The 22554-nt window shown below is 76.5% G+C and carries 3 protein-coding genes (1 of these 3 only partly in view); all 3 read left to right on the top strand.

Annotated features, from left to right (window positions below):
• Tightly spaced (at most 13 nt apart), the 3 genes in view from SCATT_RS40355 to SCATT_RS37705 form a layout consistent with a single transcriptional unit that may run on beyond the window.
• Positions 1 to 14957 carry the 3' portion of an SDR family NAD(P)-dependent oxidoreductase gene (locus SCATT_RS40355; protein WP_014144300.1) on the top strand. Its footprint begins 5209 nt before the window's first position, so 14957 of the gene's 20166 nt are visible here — the last part of the coding sequence; its start codon lies off the left edge, out of view; the stop codon is at positions 14955 to 14957.
• 13 nt (positions 14958 to 14970) lie between these two features.
• Complete coding sequence (locus SCATT_RS36545; protein WP_014628208.1) at positions 14971 to 20928, top strand: SDR family NAD(P)-dependent oxidoreductase; 5958 nt, start codon at positions 14971 to 14973, stop codon at positions 20926 to 20928.
• Entirely contained in the window at positions 20846 to 22477 is a 1632-nt protein-coding gene (locus SCATT_RS37705; RefSeq protein ID WP_410176204.1) for a type I polyketide synthase, read from the top strand. Before SCATT_RS36545 ends, SCATT_RS37705 begins: the two co-directional genes overlap by 83 nt.
• Positions 22478 to 22554 lie beyond the last annotated feature (77 nt).

Genomic DNA, 22554 nt, shown 5'->3' on the forward strand with positions numbered 1-22554 from the left:
GGCTGGAGGTGCGCCGCGACGGCGCCGCCCTCGGCTTCGCGCTGCGCGGCCCGGACGCGGCCGGCGAGACGGTCTTCGCCGAGGGCACCGCGGAACCGCTCACCGGCGGCGCGGCGGACGCGGTGGTGGCGACCGGCCCGATCCGCGACCGCTGCCCGAACCGGCACGAAGGCGACCGGCTCTACGCCGACTTCGAGGCGGCCGGGCTCGGCTACGGCCCCGGGCTGCGCGCCGTGGAGTGGATCGCGGCCGGCGACGGCGAGGCGCTGACCCGGCTGGTGGTCCCGGCCGCCGCCGACCCCGCGCTCACCGGGTGCGTGCTCCACCCCGCGGTGCTCGACGGCGCCCTGCACACCTTCGCGGTGCTGCGCGACCGCACCTCGGGGCGGGCCATGGTGCCCTACGCGGTCGGCGCGGTGGAGGTGCTGCGCCCCGCCCCGGCCAGCGGCTACGCCCACGTCCGCGCGTGCGGGCCGGACCGTTACGAGATCACGCTGCTGGACGACGACGGCCGGGTGTGCGTGCGGCTGCGGGAGTTCGCGCTGCGGCCGGCCCCCGCCGCCGCGGCCCCGGACCCCGCCCCGGCCGCCGGGGTGGACGGCATGGCGTTCGCGCCGCGCTGGACCCCGGTCACCGAACCGGCGGCGGAGGCGACCGGCGCGGCCGGCGACACCTGGATCGTCCACGACGACCTGGCCGCGCCGCTCGCCCGGGAACTGGCCGCCCGCTGCCCCGGCCGGGCGCTGCTGCTCCAGGCCGGCGACCTCCAGTCACCGGCCGGGCTGGCCGACCCGGCGACGGTCTGGTTCGTCTCCGGAGGCCCCCGGCCGGGCGCCCGCCACGACGACGCGCGGGCGCTAGAGGAGAGCCAGGAACGCGGCGTGCTGGCGCTGTTCGGCCTCGTCAAGCTGCTGCTGGAACGCGGCCTCACGTCCCGTCCGCTGCGCCTCACGGTGGTCACCGAGGACGTGCTCGCCGTCCCCGGCCACCCGGTGCGCGACCCGTTCGCGGGCAGCCTGCACGGGCTGGCGCAGTCGCTGGCCCACGAGTGCCCCAACTGGCGGGTGACGGTGCTCGACCGGGCCGGCGGCGAGGAGCCGGGCGCGGCGGCCGGGCGGCTGTCCGCCCTGGCGGCGGCCGGCGGGCTGCTGGCGCTGCGCGCGGGCACCGCCCACCGCCGCCGGCTGGTGCCGGTGGACGCCACCGCCGCCCCGGCCCGCCCGATCCGCCACGGCGGCGTCTACCTGGTGCTCGGCGGCGCCGGCGGCATCGGCCTGGAGCTGACCGACTGGCTGGTGCGCACCTTCGACGCCCGGGTGGTACTGGTCGGCCGCAGCGCCCTGGACGGCGACCGGCTCGCCCGGCTGCGGCGCATCGACGCCGACGGCTCCCGGGTGACGTACGAACGCGCCGACGCCGGTGACCCGGCCCAACTGGCCGCCGTGGTGGGCCGGATCACCGCCGCCCACGGCGCGCTGCACGGCGCCTTCCACTCCACGATCGTGCTGCGCGACCAGTCGCTGGCCAACATGTCGGAGCAGACGTTCCGGGCGGCGCTGGAGGCCAAGACCCGCACCAGTGTGGCGCTGGCGGCGGCGGTGGCCGGGGTGCCGCTGGACTTCGTGATGTTCTTCTCCTCCGCGGTGGCCCTGTCCGGCAGCGCCGGGCAGAGCAACTACGCGGCCGGCTCCACCTTCGAGGACGCCTTCGCGCACCACCTGGACGCGGTGCTCGACGCCCGGGTCCGGGTCGTCAACTGGGGCTACTGGGGCACCGTCGGCATCGTGGCGCAGGACCACTACCGGGAACGGCTCGCCCGCAGCGGCATCTTCTCGATCACCCCGGCGGAGGGCATGGCGGCCGTGGACCACGTACTCGGACACGACGAGCGGCAGGTGGTGGTCACCAAGGCCACCCGCGCGGTACTGGAGGCGGCCGGCGTGGACTTCTCCGGCAACGACTCCTCCGGCAACGACTTCTCCGGCGACCGTTCCGGCGCGGCGGCCACCCCCGCCCGTCCCTCCGCGGCCTTCGCCGCCGTCGACGCGCTCGCCGCCGAACCGCCGGTGGACGGCCTGCTGCCGCCCGCCGAGGAGGCCGAACTCGACCGCGTCCTGCTCGACTGGCTCCACCTGCTCTTCCAGCAGCAGGGCGTCTTCCGCGACGCCGCCGAGCGGTGGACCGAGGAGGCGCTCGCCGCCCGGCTCGGCGTGCTCGGCAAGCAGCGGCGGCTCTTCGCCGAGCTGTTGCGGGTGCTCACCGAGGGCGGCCGGCTGCGGCAGGACCCGGACGGCGCCTTCGCCACGACGGCCCGCCCGGCCGCCGCCGATCCCGAGGCCGACCTGGTCGCCCTGTGCGACCGCACCGAGGCGCTGGGCCACTTCGACCGGCTGCTGCGGCCGTGCATGCACCACCTGTTCCCGGTGATGCGCGGCGAGACCCGGGCCACCGACGTGATGTTCCCCGGCGGCTCCACCGCACTGGTCGAAGGGGCCTACCGGGGCAGCCCGGTGGTGGACCGGGCCAACGTGCTCGTCACCTCCGCCGTCGGACGCCACCTGGAGCACCTGCGCGACCAGGACCCGTCGCGCACCCTGTCGGTGCTGGAGGTGGGCGCCGGCACCGGCGGCACCACGGCCAGTGTCCTCCCCGCGATCGCCCGCACCGGCGCCGACGTGCGGTACGTCTACACCGACCTGTCCAAGGCGTTCCTCCAGCACGGCCGGGAACGCTTCGCCGAGCGCTACCCGTTCCTGGAGTTCCGCACGCTGGACGCCGGACGGGACCCGGCGGCCCAGGGCTTCGAGCCCGGCGGCTACGACGTGGTGGTCGCCGCCAACGTGCTGCACGCCACCGACGACCTGCTGCGCACCCTCGGCAACGTCAAGTCGCTGCTGCGGCCGGGCGGTTGGCTGGTGCTCAACGAGGCGAGCAAGAACGTGGTCACCGCCACCCTCACCTTCGGGCTGCTGGACGGCTGGTGGCTCAACAAGGACGCCCACCTGCGGCTGCCCGGCTCACCGCTGCTCTCCGGCGACGGCTGGGAACGGGTGCTGGCCATGGCCGGCTTCGCGCACAGCCGGGCCGTCCCGGCCGACCGGGGTTCCGCCCAGTGCGTGGTGGTCGCCGAGACCACCGACGCCGCCCGGCCCGCCCCGGCGCCGGCCCCGGCCCCCGCCGCCGCGCCGCCCGCGTCCGTCCCCGCCCCGGCCGCCACCGCCCCCGCCCCGGCGGACGACGGCGACGCGCTGCGCCGGGCCGTCGAGGCGTACGTCAAGCGCGCCTTCCACGAGGTCCTGGAGGTCCCGGAGGACCGGCTCTTCCCCGAGGTCACCTTCGAGAGCTTCGGCATCGACTCGCTGACCATGCCGCGCGTCATCGACCTGCTCAAGCCGGAGACCGGCGCCCTGCCCGCCACCCTGCTCTTCGAGTACCCGACCATCGGGGAGCTGGTGGACCACTTCGTGGCCGAGTACGGGGACGTGCTGCGCGCCGCGCTGCTGCCCGCGCCGGACGAGACGGCCCCGGCCCCGGCGACCGCCGCCGCACCGGTGACCGCGCCGGTCACCGCGCCGGTGACCGTCACGGCGCCCGCGCCCGTACCCGTACCCGCCGCGGCCGAACACCCCGGCGGCTGGAGGAAGATCGCGGTCATCGGGGTGGCCGGCCGCTACCCGATGGCCGCCGACCTGGAGGAGTTCTGGGCCAACCTGCGTGACGGCCGCGACTGCGTCACCGAGGTCCCGGCCGGCCGCTGGGACTGGCGCCACTACACCGAGGTGGACGGCGTCAAGGTCAGCCGCTGGGGCGGGTTCCTCGACGGCGTCGACGAGTTCGACCCGCGGTTCTTCCAGATGACCCGCACCGAGGCCGAGCTGACCGACCCGCAGGAACGCCTCTTCCTCCAGACCGCCTGGCACGCCCTGGAGGACGCCGGCTACCCCCGCGCCCGGCTGCGCGGCGCCCGGGTCGGCGTCTACGTGGGCGTGATGTACGGCCAGTACCAGCTGTACGAGACCGCTTCCGGGCTGGCCGGCAGCATGGGGTACGCCTCCATCGCCAACCGGGTCTCCTACGCCTTCGACTTCCAGGGGCCGAGCCTGGCGGTGGACACCATGTGCTCCTCCTCGCTGACCTCCCTGCACCTCGCCTGCGAGGCGCTGATGCTCGGCGACGCCGACTACGCGCTGGCCGGCGGGGTCAACCTGGCGGTGCACCCGCGCAAGTACACCCAGCTCGCGGCGGGCGGCTTCACCTCCTCCGACGGCCGCTGCCGCAGCTTCGGCGACGGCGGCGACGGCATGGTGCCCGGCGAGGGCGTGGGCGCCGTACTCCTCAAGCCGCTGGAGGCGGCCGAGCGGGACGGCGACCGGATCCTCGGCGTGATCCTGGGCAGCGCGGTCAACCACGGCGGCAAGACCGGTGGTTTCGCGGTGCCCAACCCGGTCGCCCAGGGCAACGTCATCGGCCAGGCGCTCCAGCGCGCCGGGGCCGCGGCGGAGACGCTGTCGTACCTGGAGGCGCACGGCACCGGCACCGCGCTCGGCGACCCGACCGAGATGGCCGGGCTGGTCCGGGCGGTCGGCCGGCGCGCCGCCGGTGCCCCGCCGATCGCGCTGGGCTCGCTCAAGTCGTCCGTCGGCCACCTGGAGTCGGCGGCCGGCATCGCCGCGGTCACCAAGGTGCTGCTCCAGCTCCGCCACCGCGAACTGGTGCCCTCGCTCCACGCCGAACGGCTCAACCCGAAGATCGACTGGTCCGACGTGCCGTTCCGGCTCCAGCGCACGGCGGCGCCGTGGCGGTCGCCGGACGGCGGTCCGCTGCGCGCCGGCGTCAGCGCCTTCGGGGCCGGCGGCTCCAACGCCCACCTGATCCTGGAGGAGTACCCGCGCCCCGCGGCCCCGGCCCCGGTGGCCGACCCCGGCACCGCCCGGCTCTTCCTGCTCTCGGCACGGGACGAGGAACGGCTGCGGGCGAGCGCCGCCCGGCTGCACGCCTTCCTCACCCGGAACGGCGGTACGGGCGCGGCCGGTTCCGCCGCCCTCGCCGCCGAACTCGCCGAACTCGCCGGGGTCCCCGGCACCACCACCGACGAGCCCGTGGCCGACCTCGGCCTGGACCTGCTGGCGGTGCTGCGCCTGGTGGAACGGGTCGCCGAACGCCACGGGCTCGACCCCGACCGGGCGGGCCCCGGCGTGCTCCACGAGGAGATGACGCTCGGCCGGATCGCCGCCCTGCTCGCCGGCTCCGACGCGGTCACCGACCCGGTCGACCCCGACCGGCTGGCCTGGACCCTCCAGGTGGGCCGCGAGGCGATGCCGGAACGGTGGGCGCTGGTCGCCACGGACACCGCGGAACTGGCCGCCGCGCTGGGCCGGTTCGCCTCCGGCGAGCCCGTCCCGGCCGCCCGCCGGGGCCGCGCCGCCGCCGACACCTGGCTGCGCCCCGCCCCGCGTCCGGTGCCCACCCCGGTCACCCGCGCCACCCTCGACGACCTCGCCGCCCGCTGGGTCGAAGGCACCGGGTTCGACTGGTCCGCCCTCCACCCCACCCGCCCCCGCCCCCTCTCCCTCCCGGGCTACCCCTTCGCCCGGGAGCGCTGCTGGATCCCGGCGCTTGACCTGCCGGTGGCGGGCGGGTCGTCGTCGGCCGGGGCGGGATCCCGGCCGGGGGTGGGCGGGTTGTCGTCCGGTGAGGCCGGGCCTCGCCCGGTGGTGACCGGCGGAACGCCTGCCGGTGGCCCGGCGGCCGAGGCCGGTTCCCCTCCGGCGGCGGCCGGGGCGCGGGGCACGGCCGTCGCGTCGTCCGTCTCCCGGGCGGACGGGAGCGGGGAGCCGCCGGCTTCGGTGGGGGAGCGGGTGCTCGCGTTGTTGGCGGGGTTGACGGGGTACGGGGAGGCGGAGCTGGACCCGGGGGTGACGTTCCACGCGCACGGGCTGGACTCGTTGAGCCTGATCAGGTTCGCGGACCAGGCGGCGCGGGAGTTCGGGGTGACGGTGACGCCGGACATGTTGCTGGAGGCGGCGACGCCGCGGGCGTTGAGCGAGTTGTTGTGGCGGGAGTACGGCGTCGGGGCGGCCGAGGCGCCGCAGGCGCGGGCCGAAGCCGTGGTGGAGCGGCGGGACGCGGCGGACGGCGCGGACGATCCGGTGGTGGTCGTCGGCATGGCCGGCATCCTGCCGCGGTCGCCCGACCTGGACGCGTTCTGGACCCATGTGGAACGCGGTGACGACCTGATCACCGAGGTCCCGGCCGACCGCTGGGACTGGCGGGCGTTCCACGGCGACCCGTCCGAGGGCCAGGACCGCACCACGGTCAACCGGGGCGGGTTCATGCCCGGCATCGACGAGTTCGACCCGCTGTTCTTCGGCATCTCGCCGCGTGAGGCGGCCTGGATGGACCCCCGGCAGCGGCTGCTGCTGCGTACCGTGTGGAGCGCGATCGAGGACGCCGGGATCGACCCCGGCTCGCTGGCCGGCACCCGCACCGGGCTCTTCGTCGGGGTGGGTTCGGCCGAGTACGCGGAGCTGATCCAGCGCTCCGGGGTGAAGGCCGACGCCTACGCCTCGACCGGGCTGACCCCCTCGATGCTCGCCAACCGGATCTCGTACCAGCTCGACCTGCGCGGGCCGAGCGAACCGGTGGACACCGCGTGCTCCAGTTCCCTGGTGGCGCTCCACCGGGGCGTGGAGGCGCTCCAACTGGGCCACTGCGACACGGTGATCGTGGGCGGGGTCAGCGTGATGCTGTCGCCGGTGACGTTCTCCTCGCTGGAACGGGCCGGGATGCTCGCCCCGGACGGGGTGGGCCGAGCGTTCGACAAGGACGCGAGCGGTTACGTCCGCGGCGAGGGCGTGGGCGCGGTGGTGCTCAAGCGGCGCAGCGCCGCGCTGGCCGACGGCGACCCGATCCACGCGGTGCTGCGCGGCACCGCCGTCAACCACGGCGGCCGGGCCAACTCGCTGACCGCGCCCAACCCGGCCGCGCAGGCCGAGGTGATCGTCGCCGCCCACCAGGTGGCACAGGTGGACCCGCGCACCATCGGCTACGTGGAGACCCACGGCACCGGCACCGTCATCGGCGACCCCGCCGAGGTCACCGGGTTGCGGCGGGCCTTCGGCGAGCTGTACGAGCGGTGGGGGCTGCCGGCGCCGGAACGCCCGCACTGCGCGCTGACCGCGCTGAAGAACGTCATCGGCCACCTGGAACCGGCCGCCGGGATCTCCGCCCTGCTGCGCGCGCTGCTGGCGCTGCGGCACCGCCGGATCCCCGGCAACCCCAACGTGCGGGAGCTCAACGGCTATCTGCGCCTGGAGGGTTCGCCGTTCCACGTGCCCCGCGAGGCGGCCGACTGGGCCCGGCCGCTCGGCCCGGACGGACGGGAGCTGCCGCGCCGGGCCGGCATCAGCTCATTCGGCTATGGAGGAGTGAACGCGCACGTGGTGCTGGAGGAGTACACGGCCGAGGAGCCGCCCGCCGGGCCGGGACCGGTGGTCTTCACGCTGTCGGCCAAGGACCCCGAGCGGCTGCGGGCGTACGCGCGCTCGTTCGTCGAGGCGGCACCGGCCTGGCGGGACGATCCGGCCGGCACCGCCTACACCCTCCAGGCGGGCCGGGCGGCCTTCGCCGAGCGGCTGGCGTTCACCGCCGCCGACGGGCGGGAGGCCGAGGCCAAGCTCACCGCGTGGCTGGCCGGCCACGCCGAGGGGGTCTTCACCGGCCGGGTCGAACGCGGCACCCGCGCCCCGCACGTCGACGCCGGGGAGAGCGACCCGGGCACGCTGGCGGCGGCCTGGGTGGCCGGGGCCGAGATCGACTGGCGGCGGCTGTACGCGGCGGTGCCGCGCCGCCGTTCGCTGCCGGCCTACCCGTTCGCCGCCGAGCGCCACTGGTTCCCGGCCGGGGACGCCGCCCCGCGTTCCCCGCAGGCGGCCCCCGTGCTCCCGGACGACCTGGCGCTCTTCGTCCCCGAGTGGCGGCCGGCCGAGGTGCCGGCGGCCGGGGAGGCGCGCGGCACGCTGCTCGCGCTCTGCGCCGACGACGCGTTGGCCGCCCGGCTGCCGGCCGGCACCGTGGTGGTACGTCCCGGCGCCGGCTTCCGGGAGACCGAACCGGGCCGTGCCTACGAGGTGGACCCGGGGCGTGCGGAGGACCACCTGGCGCTGGTGCGCGCGCTGCGCGCGCACGGGGTGCGGGTGGCCCGGATCGCCCATCTGTGGCCGCTGGCCGGGGCCGGGTTCGCCGAACGCGTCACGCACGGCCCGGAGGCGCTGTACGCGCTGCTCAAGGCGGTGCTCGCGGTGGACGCCGGGGCGCTGGAACGCGTCCAGGTGGCCGTCCGGGAGACCGGGGCGCCGGCGCTCGCCGAGGCGTGGGGCGCGTTCGCCGGGTCGCTGCGGGCGATCGCGCCGGGCACCGCGTTCTCGGCGGTCCGGTTCGCCGGCGCCGCCGCCGACCGGGCGCTGCTCGCCGAACTCGCGGCCGGGCGGCTGGACGCGGCCGTGGTCCGCCACGACGAGCGGGGCGTCCGCCACGTCCAGCGGCAGCGGCGGCTGACCGCGCCGGAGGCCGGTGCGGGGACGCGGACCCCGCTGCGGCGGCACGGCGTCTACCTGGTCACCGGCGGCATGGGCGGCCTCGGGCTGCTGCTCGCCCGTACCCTCGCCACCCGCCACCAGGCCCGGCTGCTGCTGACGGGGCGTTCCCCGCTGGACGCGGCCAAGGAGGAGCGGCTGGCCGAGCTGGGCCGGCTGGGCGCCGAGGCCGAGTACCGGCAGACCGACGTGACCGACCCGGTGCGCACCGCCGAGGTGGTCGCCGAGGCCCGGGGACGCTGGGGCCGGCTGGACGGGGTCTTCCACCTGGCCGGCACCGCGGGCACCCGTCCGCTGCCGGACAAGGAACTGCCCGAGTTCCGCGCCCAGTTGCGGGTGCGGACCGAGGGCGCCCGGGTGCTGGACGAGGCCACCCGGGACGAGGCGCTCGACCTGTTCGTGCTCTACTCCTCCACCTCCGGCCACCTCGGCGACTACGGCCTGGTGGACTACGGCTTCGGCGCCCGCTTCCTCGACGGTTTCGCCGAGGAACGGGAGGCGCTGCGGCGGGCCGGGGAGCGCCGGGGCCGCACGGTCGCCGTCGCCTGGCCGATGTGGCGGGACGGCGGGATGCACGTGGCCGCCGACGACGAGGCGCGCTACCTGGCCGGGACCGGCCTGCGCTACCTGGAGACCGCCGAGGGCGAGCGCGTCCTCGACCTGGCGCTGTCCGGCGGCCACCCCCGGCTGATGGCGGTGCCCGGCGACCCCGAGCGGGTGGAGCGGCTGGTGGCCGACGCCGCCCTCGGCGAACGCGACCGTCCCCGCCCGCCCCGCCCCGCGACCCCGCCGGAGCCGGTGGCCGTCCCCCAGGCCGCCGACGACGAGGCCGGGTTGACCCTCGCCGTCGTGCGCGAACTGCGCCGGATGCTCTCCGCCGTCCTCGGCATGGACGCCGGCACGCTCGACGCCGACGCCGGGTTCGGCGAGTACGGGCTGGACTCCTTCGGGCTGAAGATGCTCGCCCAGGAACTCGGCGAGGCGTACGCCATCGACCTGGCGACCACCACGCTGTTCTCCGCCAACACCATCGGCAAGCTCGCCGCGCACCTGGTGGACGAGTACGGCGCCGAGCTGCGGGCCGTGCACGGGACGACGCCGGCGCCGCGCGCGGAACCGCGTCCGACGTCCGTACCCGCCTCCGTACCGGCGCCCGAACCGGCGCCCGCCCCGGCGTCCGCGGCCGTTCCCGACGACGACGCGATCGCCGTCGTCGGGATGAGCGGGCGCTTCCCCGGCTCGCCCGACCTGGACGCGTTCTGGGACCACCTGGCGGCCGGGCACGACCTGATCGGCGAGGTACCCGGTGAGCGGTGGGACTGGCGGGAGGTGGCCGAGCGCTTCCCGGGCACCCCGCGCTGGGGCGGCTTCCTGGACGACGTCGACCGCTTCGACCCGCTGTTCTTCAAGATCTCCCCGCTGGAGGCGGAGGTCATGGACCCGCAGCACCGGCTCTTCCTGGAGGAGACCTGGAAGGCGCTGGAGGACGCCGGCTGCCGGGCCGACACCCTCGCCGGCCGCCCGGTCAGCGTCTTCGTGGGCACCCAGTTCACCGACTACGAGTCGATGGTGCTCGGCGGCGGCGAGGTCAACGCCTACTCCGGCGCCGGGCTGGCCCGCACCATGCTCGCCAACCGCATCTCCTACCTGCTGGACCTGCGCGGCCCCAGCGAGAGCATCGACACCGCGTGCTCCAGCTCGCTGGTGGCCATCCACCGGGCGGTGCGCTCGCTGCGTTCCGGTGAGAGCGAACTGGCCATCGCCGGCGGGGTGAGCCTGGTGCTCTCCCCGCAGACCGTGGTCAGCGCCCACCAGCTCGGCGTGCTCTCCCCGGACGGCCGCTGCAAGACGCTGGACCGCGGCGCCAACGGCTACGTCAAGGGCGAGGGCGTCGCCGCCCTGGTGCTCAAGCCGCTGGCCCGCGCCCTCGCCGACGGCGACCGGGTGCACGGCGTGATCCGCGGCAGCGCCGTCAACCACGGCGGCCACGCCACCTCGCTGACCGCCCCCAACCCCGCCGCCCAGGCCGATCTGCTGGTCGCCGCCTACCGGGACGCCAAGGTGCCCCTGGAGACCGTCTCCTACCTGGAGATGCACGGCACCGGCACCGAACTGGGCGACCCGGTCGAGGTGGACGCCATCCGGCAGGCGTACCGGCGGCTCGCCGGGGACCGGCCGGGCACCCCGGTGGGCCTGGGCACCGTCAAGAGCAACATCGGCCACCTGGAGCCGGCCGCCGGGGTGGCCGGGGTGGTCAAGGTGCTGCTGGCGATGGCCCACCGCACCCTGCCCGCCACGCTCCACCTGGAGCGGCTCAACCCGCTGGTGCGGCTGGACGGCACCCCGTTCGCGCCGGTGCTCGCCGCCCGCGACTGGGCGCCGGCCGACGCCTCCGGCGCGCCGCTGCCGCGCCGGGCCGGGGTCAGCTCGTTCGGCTTCGGCGGGGTCAACGCCCACGTGGTGCTGGAGGAGGCCCCGGCCCGCCCGGCGGAACCGGCGGCCGGGTCCGCGACCGGGCGGCAGGTGTTCGTCCTGTCCGCCCGCGACACCGAGCGGCTGCGCGAGTACGCCGCCCGCACGGCCGCACTCCTCGACCGGAACCCGGACGCGGACCTCGCCGGGCTGGCCCACACCGCGCAGACCGGCCGGGTGCCGATGGCCGTCCGGCTGGCGGCCGTGGTGGACGACCGGGCCCAACTGCGCGACGCGCTGGCCGCGTTCGCGGCGAGCGGCGAACCGGGCACGCTGGTGACCGGCACCGCGCGCGACCGGGACGGCGGCGAACACACCTGGCTGGCCGCCCCCGAGGGCCGCGAGTACCTGCGCCGGATCGTGCGCGAGGGCGACCTGGAGCAGGTGGCCCGGCTGTGGGTGTCCGGCGTGGACGTCGACTGGGACGCGCTGCGCGCCGGCGGACCGGTGCGCCGGGCGGAGCTGCCGACCTACCCGTTCGCCCGGGAACGCCACTGGCTGCCGCAGGCCACCCCGGCGACGGCCGGGGAACGCGAGGTGCTGCTGGCCAAGTCCTGGCGCCCGGACGGCGCGGCGGACGAGGCCGGCGACCCGTCGGCCGTGCTCGCCGCCGAGCGGCTGCTGGTGCTGACGGGCCCGGCCACCGAGGCGCCGGCCCGGGCCGCGTTCGGGGCGGACGCCGTGGTGGTCACGGTGGACGAGGATCAGGACGCCGACCCGGAGGCGGGGGAGCGGATCGCCCGCCGGGTGCTCACCGACGACGCCCGGTTCACCGCCGTCGTCGACCTGGTGGACGCCGACGAGCCGGGCGACCGGGTACGGGAGAGCTGGGCGCGGGTGGTGCTGGCGCAGGAGCTGGTGGCCCGGTTCCGTACCGCCGGCCTGTGCTACCTGCACGTCACGCGGGGGCTGACCACGTTCCGGGCGGAGCGGCCGAGCCTGCGCGGCGCGGCCTTCGCCGGGCTGGTGCGCACGCTGCCCGCCGAGTACCGGGGGATGCGCGCCCGCACCGTCGACCTGGACGGCGCCCCGCTCACCGCCGACCGGCTGCGCCGCGTGGTCGCCGTCGAGCTGGCCGCCCCCGGCACCGACACCGAGGCGTGCCTGCGCGACGGGGTGCGTCATCTGCCGGTGCTGGAGGAGGTGGCGGCCCCCACCGGGTCCCCCACCGGGTCCGCCGCCGACTGGCGTGCCGGGCTGGCCGGCCGGGTGGTGCTGATCACCGGCGGCACCGGGGCGCTGGGCCGCGCGATCGCCGCCGAACTGATCGACGCGGGCGCCGACCGGCTGGTGCTGATGGGCCGCCGCCCGCTGCCGGAGCGGTCGCGCTGGACGGAGACCGCCGCCGACCCCGGCACCGACCCGGAGCTGGCCGCGCGGCTGCGCGAACTGCTGGCGCTGGAACGGCCCGGGGTGCGCATCGAGGTGGTGGCCGGACGGCTGGACGACGCTCAGTGGCTGCGCGGGACGCTGGCCGCGGTGCGCGCGGAGCACGGGCCGATCCACGGTGTCGTGCACGCCGCCGGGCTGGGGCTCACCGCCAACCCGGCGTTCGTCGGCAAGCGGGTCGCCGAGATGCGTACCGTGCTGGAGCCCAAGGTCGCCGGGTTGCGGGAGTTGAGCGCGGCGTGCGCGGACGACCCGCTGCGCTTCTTCGTGCTGTGCTCCTCGGTATCCGGGGAGGTCCCGGTGCTCGGCGCGGGCATCAGCGACTACGCGCTGGCCAACTCGTTCCTCGACCGCTTCGCCGCCTACCAGGCCGCCACCGGACGCGACTGCTTCCGGTCGTTGCAGTGGCCGAGCTGGCGGTCGATGGGCATGCCGGAGGTGACCACCGACGCCTATCTGGGCCTGGGGCTGCGCTCGTTGGCGACCCCGGCCGGGCTGCGGCTGCTGGACCGGGCGATGGCGGTGACCGGGCACCCGGTGCTGATGCCGGCCGTGGTGGACGCGGCCGGGTTCGACGCCGGCCGGCTGCTCACGGTGCCGGCGGCGCCCCGTACCGCGCAGCCGCCGAAGCCGGCCACGGCCACCGCTCCGGCACCGGCACCGGCACCGGCACCGGCACCGGACCCGGCCCCGGCTCCGCGCGGGGACGACGGCGCCCTGCTGGAGCGGCTCACCACGGTCTTCTCCCGGCAGTTGCGGCTGGCCGCCTCGGCGATCGACGCCGACGCCAACTTCGCCGACCTGGGCGTGGACTCCATCATGATCGCCCAGTTGCTGGTCGCGGTGGAGCGCGAGGCGGGGATCACCGTGGAGCCGTCCGCGTTCCTGGAGCACCCCACGATGCGCCGGCTCGCCGCCCATCTGCGCGACGAGGGCGCCACGGCGGCCCCGGCCGGGTCGGAAGGGCCCCCGGCGGCCGAGCAGACCACCCCGGCCGGGGAGACCGCCCCCACCGGGGCGGACGAACCCGCGCCCGCCCCGACCGCCGGCGCACCCGGCGGTGACCGCATCGCCGTCATCGGCCTCGCCTGCCACTTCCCCGGCGCCCCCGACCAGGAGGCGTTCTGGCGCAACCTGGCGTCCGGCACCGACTCCGTCACCGAGGTGCCCGCCGGGCGCTGGGACGTCGCACGCCACTACGCCGCGACGTACCAGCCGGGCAAGAGCGTCAGCAAGTGGGGCGGGTTCCTGGACGCCGTCGAGGAGTTCGACCCCGGGCACTTCCGCATCGAGGAGGACGCGGCGGCACAGGTCGATCCGCTGGTGCGGCAGTTCCTGGAGGTCAGCGCGGAGTGCCTGCGGGACGCGGGGATCGAGCGGGAGGAGATCGCCGGCCGCCGGGTCGGGGTCTTCGCCGGCGCCCGCACCTCCACCTTCGGCGCCCACCACACCGCGCCCGGCCGGGACAGCATCAGCGGCATGGCGCAGAACTTCATCGCCGCCCACGTCGCCCACTTCCTCGACGTCCACGGCCCCAACATGGTGGTGGACTCGGCGTGTTCGTCCTCGCTGGTCGGCGTCCACCTGGCGGCGCAGAGCCTGCGGGCCGGGGAGTGCGAGATGGCGCTGGCCGGCGGGGTGGAGATCCTGCTGGACGAGATCCCGTTCGTGGGGATGAGCGAGGGGCGGGCGCTGTCGCCCACCGGCCGCTGCCACACCTTCGACGAGCGGGCCGACGGCATCGTGCTCGGCGAGGGCGCCGGCGTGCTGCTGCTCAAGCGGCTCGACGACGCGCTGCGCGACGGCGACCGCGTCCACGCCGTCATCGAGGGCAGCGCGGTCAACAACGACGGCCGCACCATGGGCATCACCACCCCCAACCCGGACGCCCAGCGCGACGTGATCGCCCGCGCGCTGGACGCGGCCGGGGTGGACGCCGCCTCGATCTCCTACGTCGAGGCGCACGGCACCGGCACGATGATCGGCGACCCGATGGAACTGCGGGCGCTGACCGATGTGTTCCGCCGCTCCACCGACGAGACCGGCTACTGCGGCGTGGGCAGCGTCAAGACCAACATCGGCCACCTGCTGAGCGCCGCCGGGATCGCCGGACTGATCAAGGTGATCCTCGCCATCCGCCACGGCCAGCTGCCGCCCACCCTGCACTGCGAGACGGTCAACCCCCGGTTCCGGTTCGAGGACTCGCCGCTGTATCCGGTGCGGGCGCTCCAGCAGTGGCCCGGCCGGGACGGGGTGCGCCGGGCGGGCGTCAGCTCGTTCGGCTTCGGCGGCACCAACGCCCACGTGGTGGTGCGCGACCTCGACCCGGCGGTGCGGGAACGGTTCCCCGCGCGCCGCGAGCCGCTGCCGCCGATCACGTACCGGCGCCGCCGCCACTGGTTCCCCGCCCCGGCCCCGGCGGACCCGGTCCAGGTCGTCGCCGACCCCGCCCCGGCCGCCGCCGACGAGCCGGTCACCCCCTTCCTTGAGCTGCGCTTTTAAAAGAGGACGAGTCGTGAGCAACGCAACGCAACGCCTGGACGGGCTGAAGTGCACCGTGCTGGTCCGCGCCACCGACCCGGTGATGCGCGACCACACGGTGCACGGCACGAGCATCCTCCCCGGGGTCTCGTTCCTCGATCTGATCCACCGGATCCTGCGGTCGAAGGGCGTGCCCACCGAGACGGCCGAGCTGCGGCGCATCCTGTTCAAGCAGGCGGTGGCCGCGGGCGAGGACTTCGACACCGAACTGCGGTTCCTGTTCACCGCCGAACCCGGCCGCCACCGCGTCACCGTGCGCGGCGTCCCGGTGTTCCGGGACGGCGGCCACGGCGAGCCGGCCGACGTGCTGGAGTGCGAACTCCACCTCGGCGAGGCGTTCCCGGTGCGCACCGTGGACCTGGCCGCGCTGCTTGCCCGGGCCACCCGCACCGCCGACATCGGCGAGCTGTACCGGCAGGTGCGGGCGGCCGGCATCGTGCACGGCGAGTTCATGCGCGGCCTGGGCACGCTGCACGTGGCCGACGGGGAACTCCTCGCCGACCTGTCGCTCAGCCGCCCGGCCCGCGCCTACCTGGACCACTTCGAACTCCACCCGGCCTGCCTGGACTCGGCCACGCTGCTGCCGACCCAGTTCGCCGAGGAGGTCGCCCGTACCCTCGGGGAGACCGCGCCGGGGGACCGCAAGCCGTACATCCCCATCTACATCGAGTCGTTCCGGGCCCGGCGGCGGCTGGACGGCGACAACCGGGTGCACGCCCGGCCGCCCCGCTACGCCGGCCGCGACGCCGACCTCAACCGCTGCGACCTGGACTTCTACGACGCCGACGGCGTGCTCCAGATGTGGCTGCACGGCCTGACCTCCAAGCGGGTCCGGCGCAGCGCGCTGATCACCCAGCTCACCAGCGTCGCCCCGGCCTCCGCCGAGGAACCCCCGGCGGTGACCGCCCCGGCCCCGGCCGCCGACGGCGACGCCGGCCCCGAGGGACTGCGGCGGCTGATCCGCGGGCTCCTCGCCGGCCACCTGGACACCACGGCCGACCAGGTCGACCCCGAACGCGGCTTCTACGAACTCGGCCTGGAATCCACCGCGTTGCTCGCCGTGGTCAAGGAGCTGGAGAACGCGCTCGGCGCCGAGCTGTACCCGACGCTGCTGTTCGAACACAACACGGTGGAAAGCCTCGCCGCCCATCTGCACGACACCGTCGGCGCGACGCTCCCGGCCGCCCCGGCCCCCGTCCCCGCCGAGCCGGAAACCGGTGGCGCCGCCGCCCCCGACCTGCTCTTCCTCGCCGGACACTGGGAACCGGCGGACCCGCCCGCCCCGCACCCGGGGACGACCGGCGGGGTCCGCCTCGTCGTCGACCCGGCGGGACGGCTCGCCGGGGCGGACCACGCGCCCGGCACCGCCGTCACCGTCGGCCACGGCCCGGCGTTCGCCGAGGACGGCACCGGCGGGTACCGGCTCGACCCGGCCTCCCCGGACGACTGGCGGCGCCTGGTGGAACGGCTGGCCGAGGAGGACGCCGTCCCGGCCGAGGTGGTGTGGTGCCCCGCCGAGGTCACCGGCGACGGTGTGCTGGAGCGCGAGTTCACCGCGTTGCTGCACTTCGCCGCCGCCGTGCTGCGCCGCCCCGGCGGCCGGGTGCTGCGGCTGGTGTACTGCCTGCCGGTGCCGGACGGCGAGCGGGGGTTCACCCCGCTGGAGGCGCTGAGCGGCATGTTCAAGAGCCTGCGCCTGGAACACCCCGGGACGCGCTGCAAGCTGCTGCGGCTGGACGCGGTGGACGCCGGGGCGCTCCCCGGTGTGCTCGCCGAACTGGCCGACGACACGGCGGTCGACGTGGCCCACCGCGCCGGGCGCCGCCTGGTCCGCCGCTACCGGGAGACCCCGGCGCCCACCGGGAAGCCGGTGGCCGCCCCCCGCGACGGCGGCGTCTACCTGATCACCGGCGGCCTCGGCGGGGTCGGCCTGGCCTTCGCCCGCCACCTGGCCGCCCGCCACCGCGCCCGGCTCGTGCTGTGCGGACGCTCCCCGCTGGACGCCGAGGGCGAGCGGCGGATCGCCGAGCTGACCGCGCTCGGCGCCGAGGTGCTCCACCACCGCGCCGACGTCGCCGACGCCGCGCAGACCACCGCCCTGGCCGCCGCCGCCCGCCGCCGCTTCGGCCGGATCGACGGGATCGTGCACGCCGCCGGGGTGCTGCGCGACGGCATGGCGGCCGGGAAGACGGCGGCCGACGCGGGCGCCGTCCTGGCCGCCAAGGTGGCCGGCACCGCCCACCTGGACCGGGCCACCGCCGAAGACCGGCTCGACTTCTTCGTGCTGTGCTCGTCCACCGCCGCCGCCTGGGGCAACGCCGGGCAGACCGACTACGCCTGCGCCAACGCCTTCCTGGACGCCTTCGCGGCCGGCCGGGCCCGCGCGGTGGCCGCCGGGGAACGCCACGGCCACACCGTCTCCATCGGCTGGCCCGCCTGGCGGGACGGCGGCATGGGGCTCACCGACACCGCCGCCGCCGCGCTGCGCGCCATGGGCCTGGAACCGCTGGACGAGGCCACCGGGACCGCCGTGCTCCGCGCCGCGCTGGCCGCCCCGGCGCCGCACGTGGTCGCCCTGGCCGGCCGCCGCGCCGACATCCTGGCCGCGTTCCGGCAGCACGCGGCCGGCTTCCAGCAGATGGCCCTCGACCCGGCACCGCGGGCCACCCCGGCCGCCGAAGCCGCCGTCACCCGCGAGCCCGCCCCCGACGACGACGCCATCGCCATCGTCGGCATCAGCGGGCGCTACCCCATGGCCGAGGACCTCGACCGCTTCTGGGAGAACCTGCGCACCGGCCGCGACTGCGTCACCGAGGTCCCGCCCGGCCGCTGGGACCACGACGCGATCTACGCGCCGGACAAGGGCGTCCCGGGGCGCACCTACGGCCGCTGGGGCGGATTCCTGGACGGCATCGACGAGTTCGACCCGCTGTTCTTCCACATCTCGCCCAACGAGGCCGCCGTCATCGACCCGCAGGAACGCCTCTTCCTCCAGACCGTCTGGCACACCTTCGAGGACGCCGGACACGCCCCGGCCGCCTGGCAGGGCCGCCCGGTCGGGGTCTACGTCGGCGTGATGTACAACCAGTACCAGCTCTACGGGGTCCGCGCGCCGGAGGAGCCGGCCGGTCTGGTGCCGTCCTCGTTCAACGCGGCCATCGCCAACCGGGTGTCGTACTTCTTCGACCTGCGCGGCCCCAGCGTCGCGCTGGACACCATGTGCTCCTCCTCGCTCACCGCGATCCACCAGGCGTGCGAGTCGATCCTGCGCGGCGAGTGCGAGGCGGCCGTGGCGGGCGGGGTCAACCTGTCGGTGCACCCCAACAAGTACCTGCTGCTGGGCCAGTCGTCGTTCCTCTCCACCGACGGGCGCTGCCGCGCCTTCGGCACCGGCGGCGACGGCTACGTGCCCGGCGAGGGCGTCGGCGCGGTGCTGCTGCGCCCGCTGGCCGACGCGCTGCGCGACGGCGACCAGGTGTACGCGGTGATCCGGGGCCGTTCGGTCAACCACGGCGGGCGCACCGGCGGCTTCTCGGTGCCCAACCCGCAGGCGCAGGCCCAGCTGATGGTGGACGCGTTCCGCCGCTCGGGCACCGACCCGGCCACCGTCGGCTACGTCGAGGCGCACGGCACCGGCACCTCGCTGGGCGACCCGATCGAGGTCGCCGGGCTGGAGAAGGCGTTCGCCGAACTCGGCGCGGGCGACGTCCGGGTCCCGGTCGGCTCGGTCAAGTCCAACGTGGGCCACCTGGAGTCGGCGGCCGGCATCGCCGCGGTCACCAAGGTGGTGCTCCAGCTCAAGCACCGCGAGCTGGTGCCCTCGCTGCACGCGGACGACCTCAACCCGGCGGTCGACTGGGCCCGTTCGCCGTTCCACGTGCAACGGGAGCTGGCGCCGTGGGAGCCGGTGGCGCCCGGGGTGCCGCTGCGGGCGGGCATCAGCTCGTTCGGCGCGGGCGGTGCCAACGCCCACCTGATCCTGGAGGGGTACCCGGCGCCGGCCGGCCCCGCCGCACCGCCGCCGGCCCGCGAGCGGCTGTACGTGTTCTCGGCGAAGAACGAGGACCGGCTGCGCGCGGTGGTGGAACGCTTCCTCGCCCACCTCGACCGCCACCGCACCGGCGACGGCCGCCCGGCCGCCGCCCCCACCGCCCGGCGCCTGGCCGAACTGCTGGCCGAGGTGGTCGGCGTCACCGCCGACCCGGCCGCCGACGAGACGCTCACCGGACTCGGCCTGGAATACCCCGAGTTGACCGCCTTCCGGCAGCGGATCGAGGAGGAGACCGGACGCGACCTGCCCGCCGACGTGGTGGACGGCGAGGCCACGCTGCGTTCGCTGGCGGCCCGGCTGCCCGGGCCCGCCGACGCCGCCCCGGCCCCGGCCGCGCTCGACCCCGACGCCGTCGCCCACACCCTGCGCTCCGGCCGCGACGCCATGGACGAACGCCTCGCCGTGGTCGCCACCGGCCTGGACGACCTGGCGCAGCGGCTCACCGGACACCTGGCCGGCGGTACGCCGCACGGCGTCCACCGGGGCCGGCGCCGCCGCTCCGGACCGTGGCCGGCCGAACGGGAACTCGCCGGGGCCGCCGAACGCGGCGACCTCGACCGGCTGGCCGCCGCCTGGGTCATCGGCGCCCGGAGCGACTTCACGGCGCTCACCCCCGGCCCGCGGCCACGCCGCGTCTCGCTGCCCGGCTACCCCTTCGAGCGCACCCGCTGCTGGATCGCCCCGGCCCGGCCCGGCCGCGCCACGCTGACCGAACTCCCCTCCGGCGCCGCCCTGTTCACCACCGACCTGTCCACGCGCACCCAGCCCTGGCTCGCCGATCACGTGGTGGCCGACCGGGTGCTGCTGCCGGGGACCGCGTTCGTGGCGGCGGTCTCGGCGGCGGCGGAACGGCTCGGGCTCGGCGCCGTCGCGGAGTTGACGCTCTCGGCGCCGCTGGTGCTGGCGGAGGAGGGCGGCACCGTGCGGCTGGCGGTGACGGTCGAGGCGGCGGCGGAGAACGGCGAGCGCCGGTTCACCGTCGACGCGCGGCCGGCCGTCGCGGACGCCGACACGCCGTGGACCCGGCACGCCACCGGAGCCCTCGCCCCCGCCCCCGCCCCCGCCGACGCCGGCCCGGCCCCGGCCACCTGGCCGCCGTCCGGCGCCGAACCCGTGGCGGCCGACGGCTTCTACGCCCGGCTCGCCGAGGCCGGCATGGCCTACGGGCCCGCGTTCCAGGGGCTGCGCGCCGCCTGGCGGCTCGGTGACGAGGTGTACGCGGAGGTGGCACTGGCGTCCGACGGCGCCGCAGACGCCGACGCCCACCCGGTGCACCCCGCGCTGTTCGACGCGGCGCTGCACGCCGTCGCGCACGGCGCGTTCGTCTCCGCGCCGGACCGGCCGCACCTGCCGTTCAGCTGGAACGGCGTCACGCTGCATCCCGCCGCCCGGGGCGCCACCGCGCTGCGGGTGCGGATCGCCCCGGCGGGCCGGGACGCGGTCGCCGTGCACGCCTGGGACGCCGCCGGGGCCCCGGCCGTCACGGTCGGCTCGTTGGCCCTGCGGGCGGCGGCGGACGGTACGGAACGGGGCGGCGGTTCGCTGTTCCGGGTGGAGTGGCACGAGGCGCCGGCCGGAGCCGTCGTCCCGCCGTCGCGCTGCGCGGTGCTCGGGCCGGACGGGCTCGGGGTGGCCGCCGCGCTGACCGCCGCCGGGGCCGCCGTCGAGGCGTACGACGACCTCACCGCGGTCACCGGACGCCCCCCCGGAGCTGGTCTTCGTCCCCGTCGGACCGCACGGCGACGCCGACGACCCGGTCGCCGCCGCGCACACCGCCACCCGGCGGGCGCTGGAGCTGCTGCGTGCCTGGCCGGCCGAACCGCGCTTCGCCGCGAGCCGCCTGGTGTTCGTCACGCGTGGTGCGGTGGCGGTGGGTGGTGAGGCGGTGTCGGATCCGGCGGGTGCGGCGGTGTGGGGTCTGGTGCGTTCGGCGCAGTCGGAGCATCCGGGCCGGTTCGTGCTGTTGGACGGTGAGGCTCGTCCTGATGCGCTGGCGTGCGGTGAGGGTCAGGTGGCGGTGCGGGGCGGTGTGGTGTGGGTGCCGCGGTTGTCTCGTGTGGTGGTGTCGTCGTCGGCTGGTGGTGTGTGGCCGGGTTCGGGGTCGGTGTTGGTGACGGGTGCGTCGGGGGTGCTGGGTGGGTTGGTGGCCTGGCATCTGGTGGTGGCGCACGGGGTGCGGGAGTTGGTGTTGGTGAGCCGGGGCGGGGTGGCTTCGGGGTTGGTGGGGGAGTTGTCGGGGTTGGGGGCCCGGGTGGTGTCGGTGGCGTGTGATGTGGCCGATCGGGAGCAGGTGCGTGAGCTGTTCGCCGAGTGGCCGGGGGAGCGTCCGTTGAGTGCTGTCGTGCACGCCGCGGGTGTGCTCGACGACGGAGTGGTCGCCGACCTGACGCCGGAGCGGCTTGAGGCGGTGTTGCGTCCGAAGGTCGATGCGGCGTGGTATCTGCACGAGTTCACCCGGGACCTTTCGGCGTTTGTGGTGTTCTCGTCGGTGGCGGGTGTGCTCGGTGGTCCGGGTCAGGCCAACTACGCGGCGGGGAACGCGTTTTTGGACGCGTTGGCGTCGTCGCGGAGGGCGGAGGGGTTGCCCGCGGTGTCGTTGGCGTGGGGGTTGTGGGAGGCCGGTGGCGGGATGGGTGCGGGGCTGGACGAGGCCGCCCGCGCCCGCATGGCCCGCGGCGGGGTCGGCGCCCTCACGGCCGAGGAGGGGCTGCGGCTGCTGGACGCCGCCGTGCGGGCGGACGAGGCACACCTCGTCCCGGCCCGGCTCGACCTCGACCGGCTGCGGGGCGGGGCGCCCGGCACCGTTCCGGCGCTGCTGAGCGGTCCGCCACGGCGCACCGCCCCGGCCCCCGCCCCGGCGGCGGACGGCGGCACGCTGCGCGACCGGCTGGCCGCGCTCACCCCGGAGGCGGCCACCGCCGAACTCTCCGTCCTGGTCCGCCGCGAGGCCGCCGCCGTCCTGGGATACCCCGGGCCGGAAGCGGTCGAGGGCGACCGGCCCTTCACCGAGCTGGGGTTCGACTCGCTCACGGCGGTCGAGTTCCGCAACCGCGTGGACACCGCCACCGGGCTGCGCCTGCCCGCCTCGCTGACCTTCGACCACCCGACCCCGGCCGCGCTCACCGAGCACCTGGCGGCCGAACTCGCGGGCACCGGCGACAAGGACACCGAGGTGCTGCGGGTCTTCGCCGAACTCGACCGGCTGGAGGGCCGGCTCACCGGACTCGCAGCCGACGAGACGGTCGGCGGCCGGCTCGCCGCCCGGCTGCGCGAGGTCGCCGCCCGGCTGCCCGGCGGCGGGACGTACGTGCCCGCGACCGGCCCGGACGACGCCCCGGCCGGAGCGCCGGACGACGTCTGGGACCAGCTCGGCGGGGCCGGCGACGACGAGGTGTTCGCCTTCATCGACCGCCAGCTCGGCGACGCCTGACCGGTCCCCGCCCCCGCCCCCGTTCCCGTTCCACGGATCCACCGCCCCCGCTCGACGCTTGAGGAGCGACACCACCC

The organism is Streptantibioticus cattleyicolor NRRL 8057 = DSM 46488 (genome assembly GCF_000240165.1).
GTDB lineage: Bacteria > Actinomycetota > Actinomycetes > Streptomycetales > Streptomycetaceae > Streptantibioticus > Streptantibioticus cattleyicolor.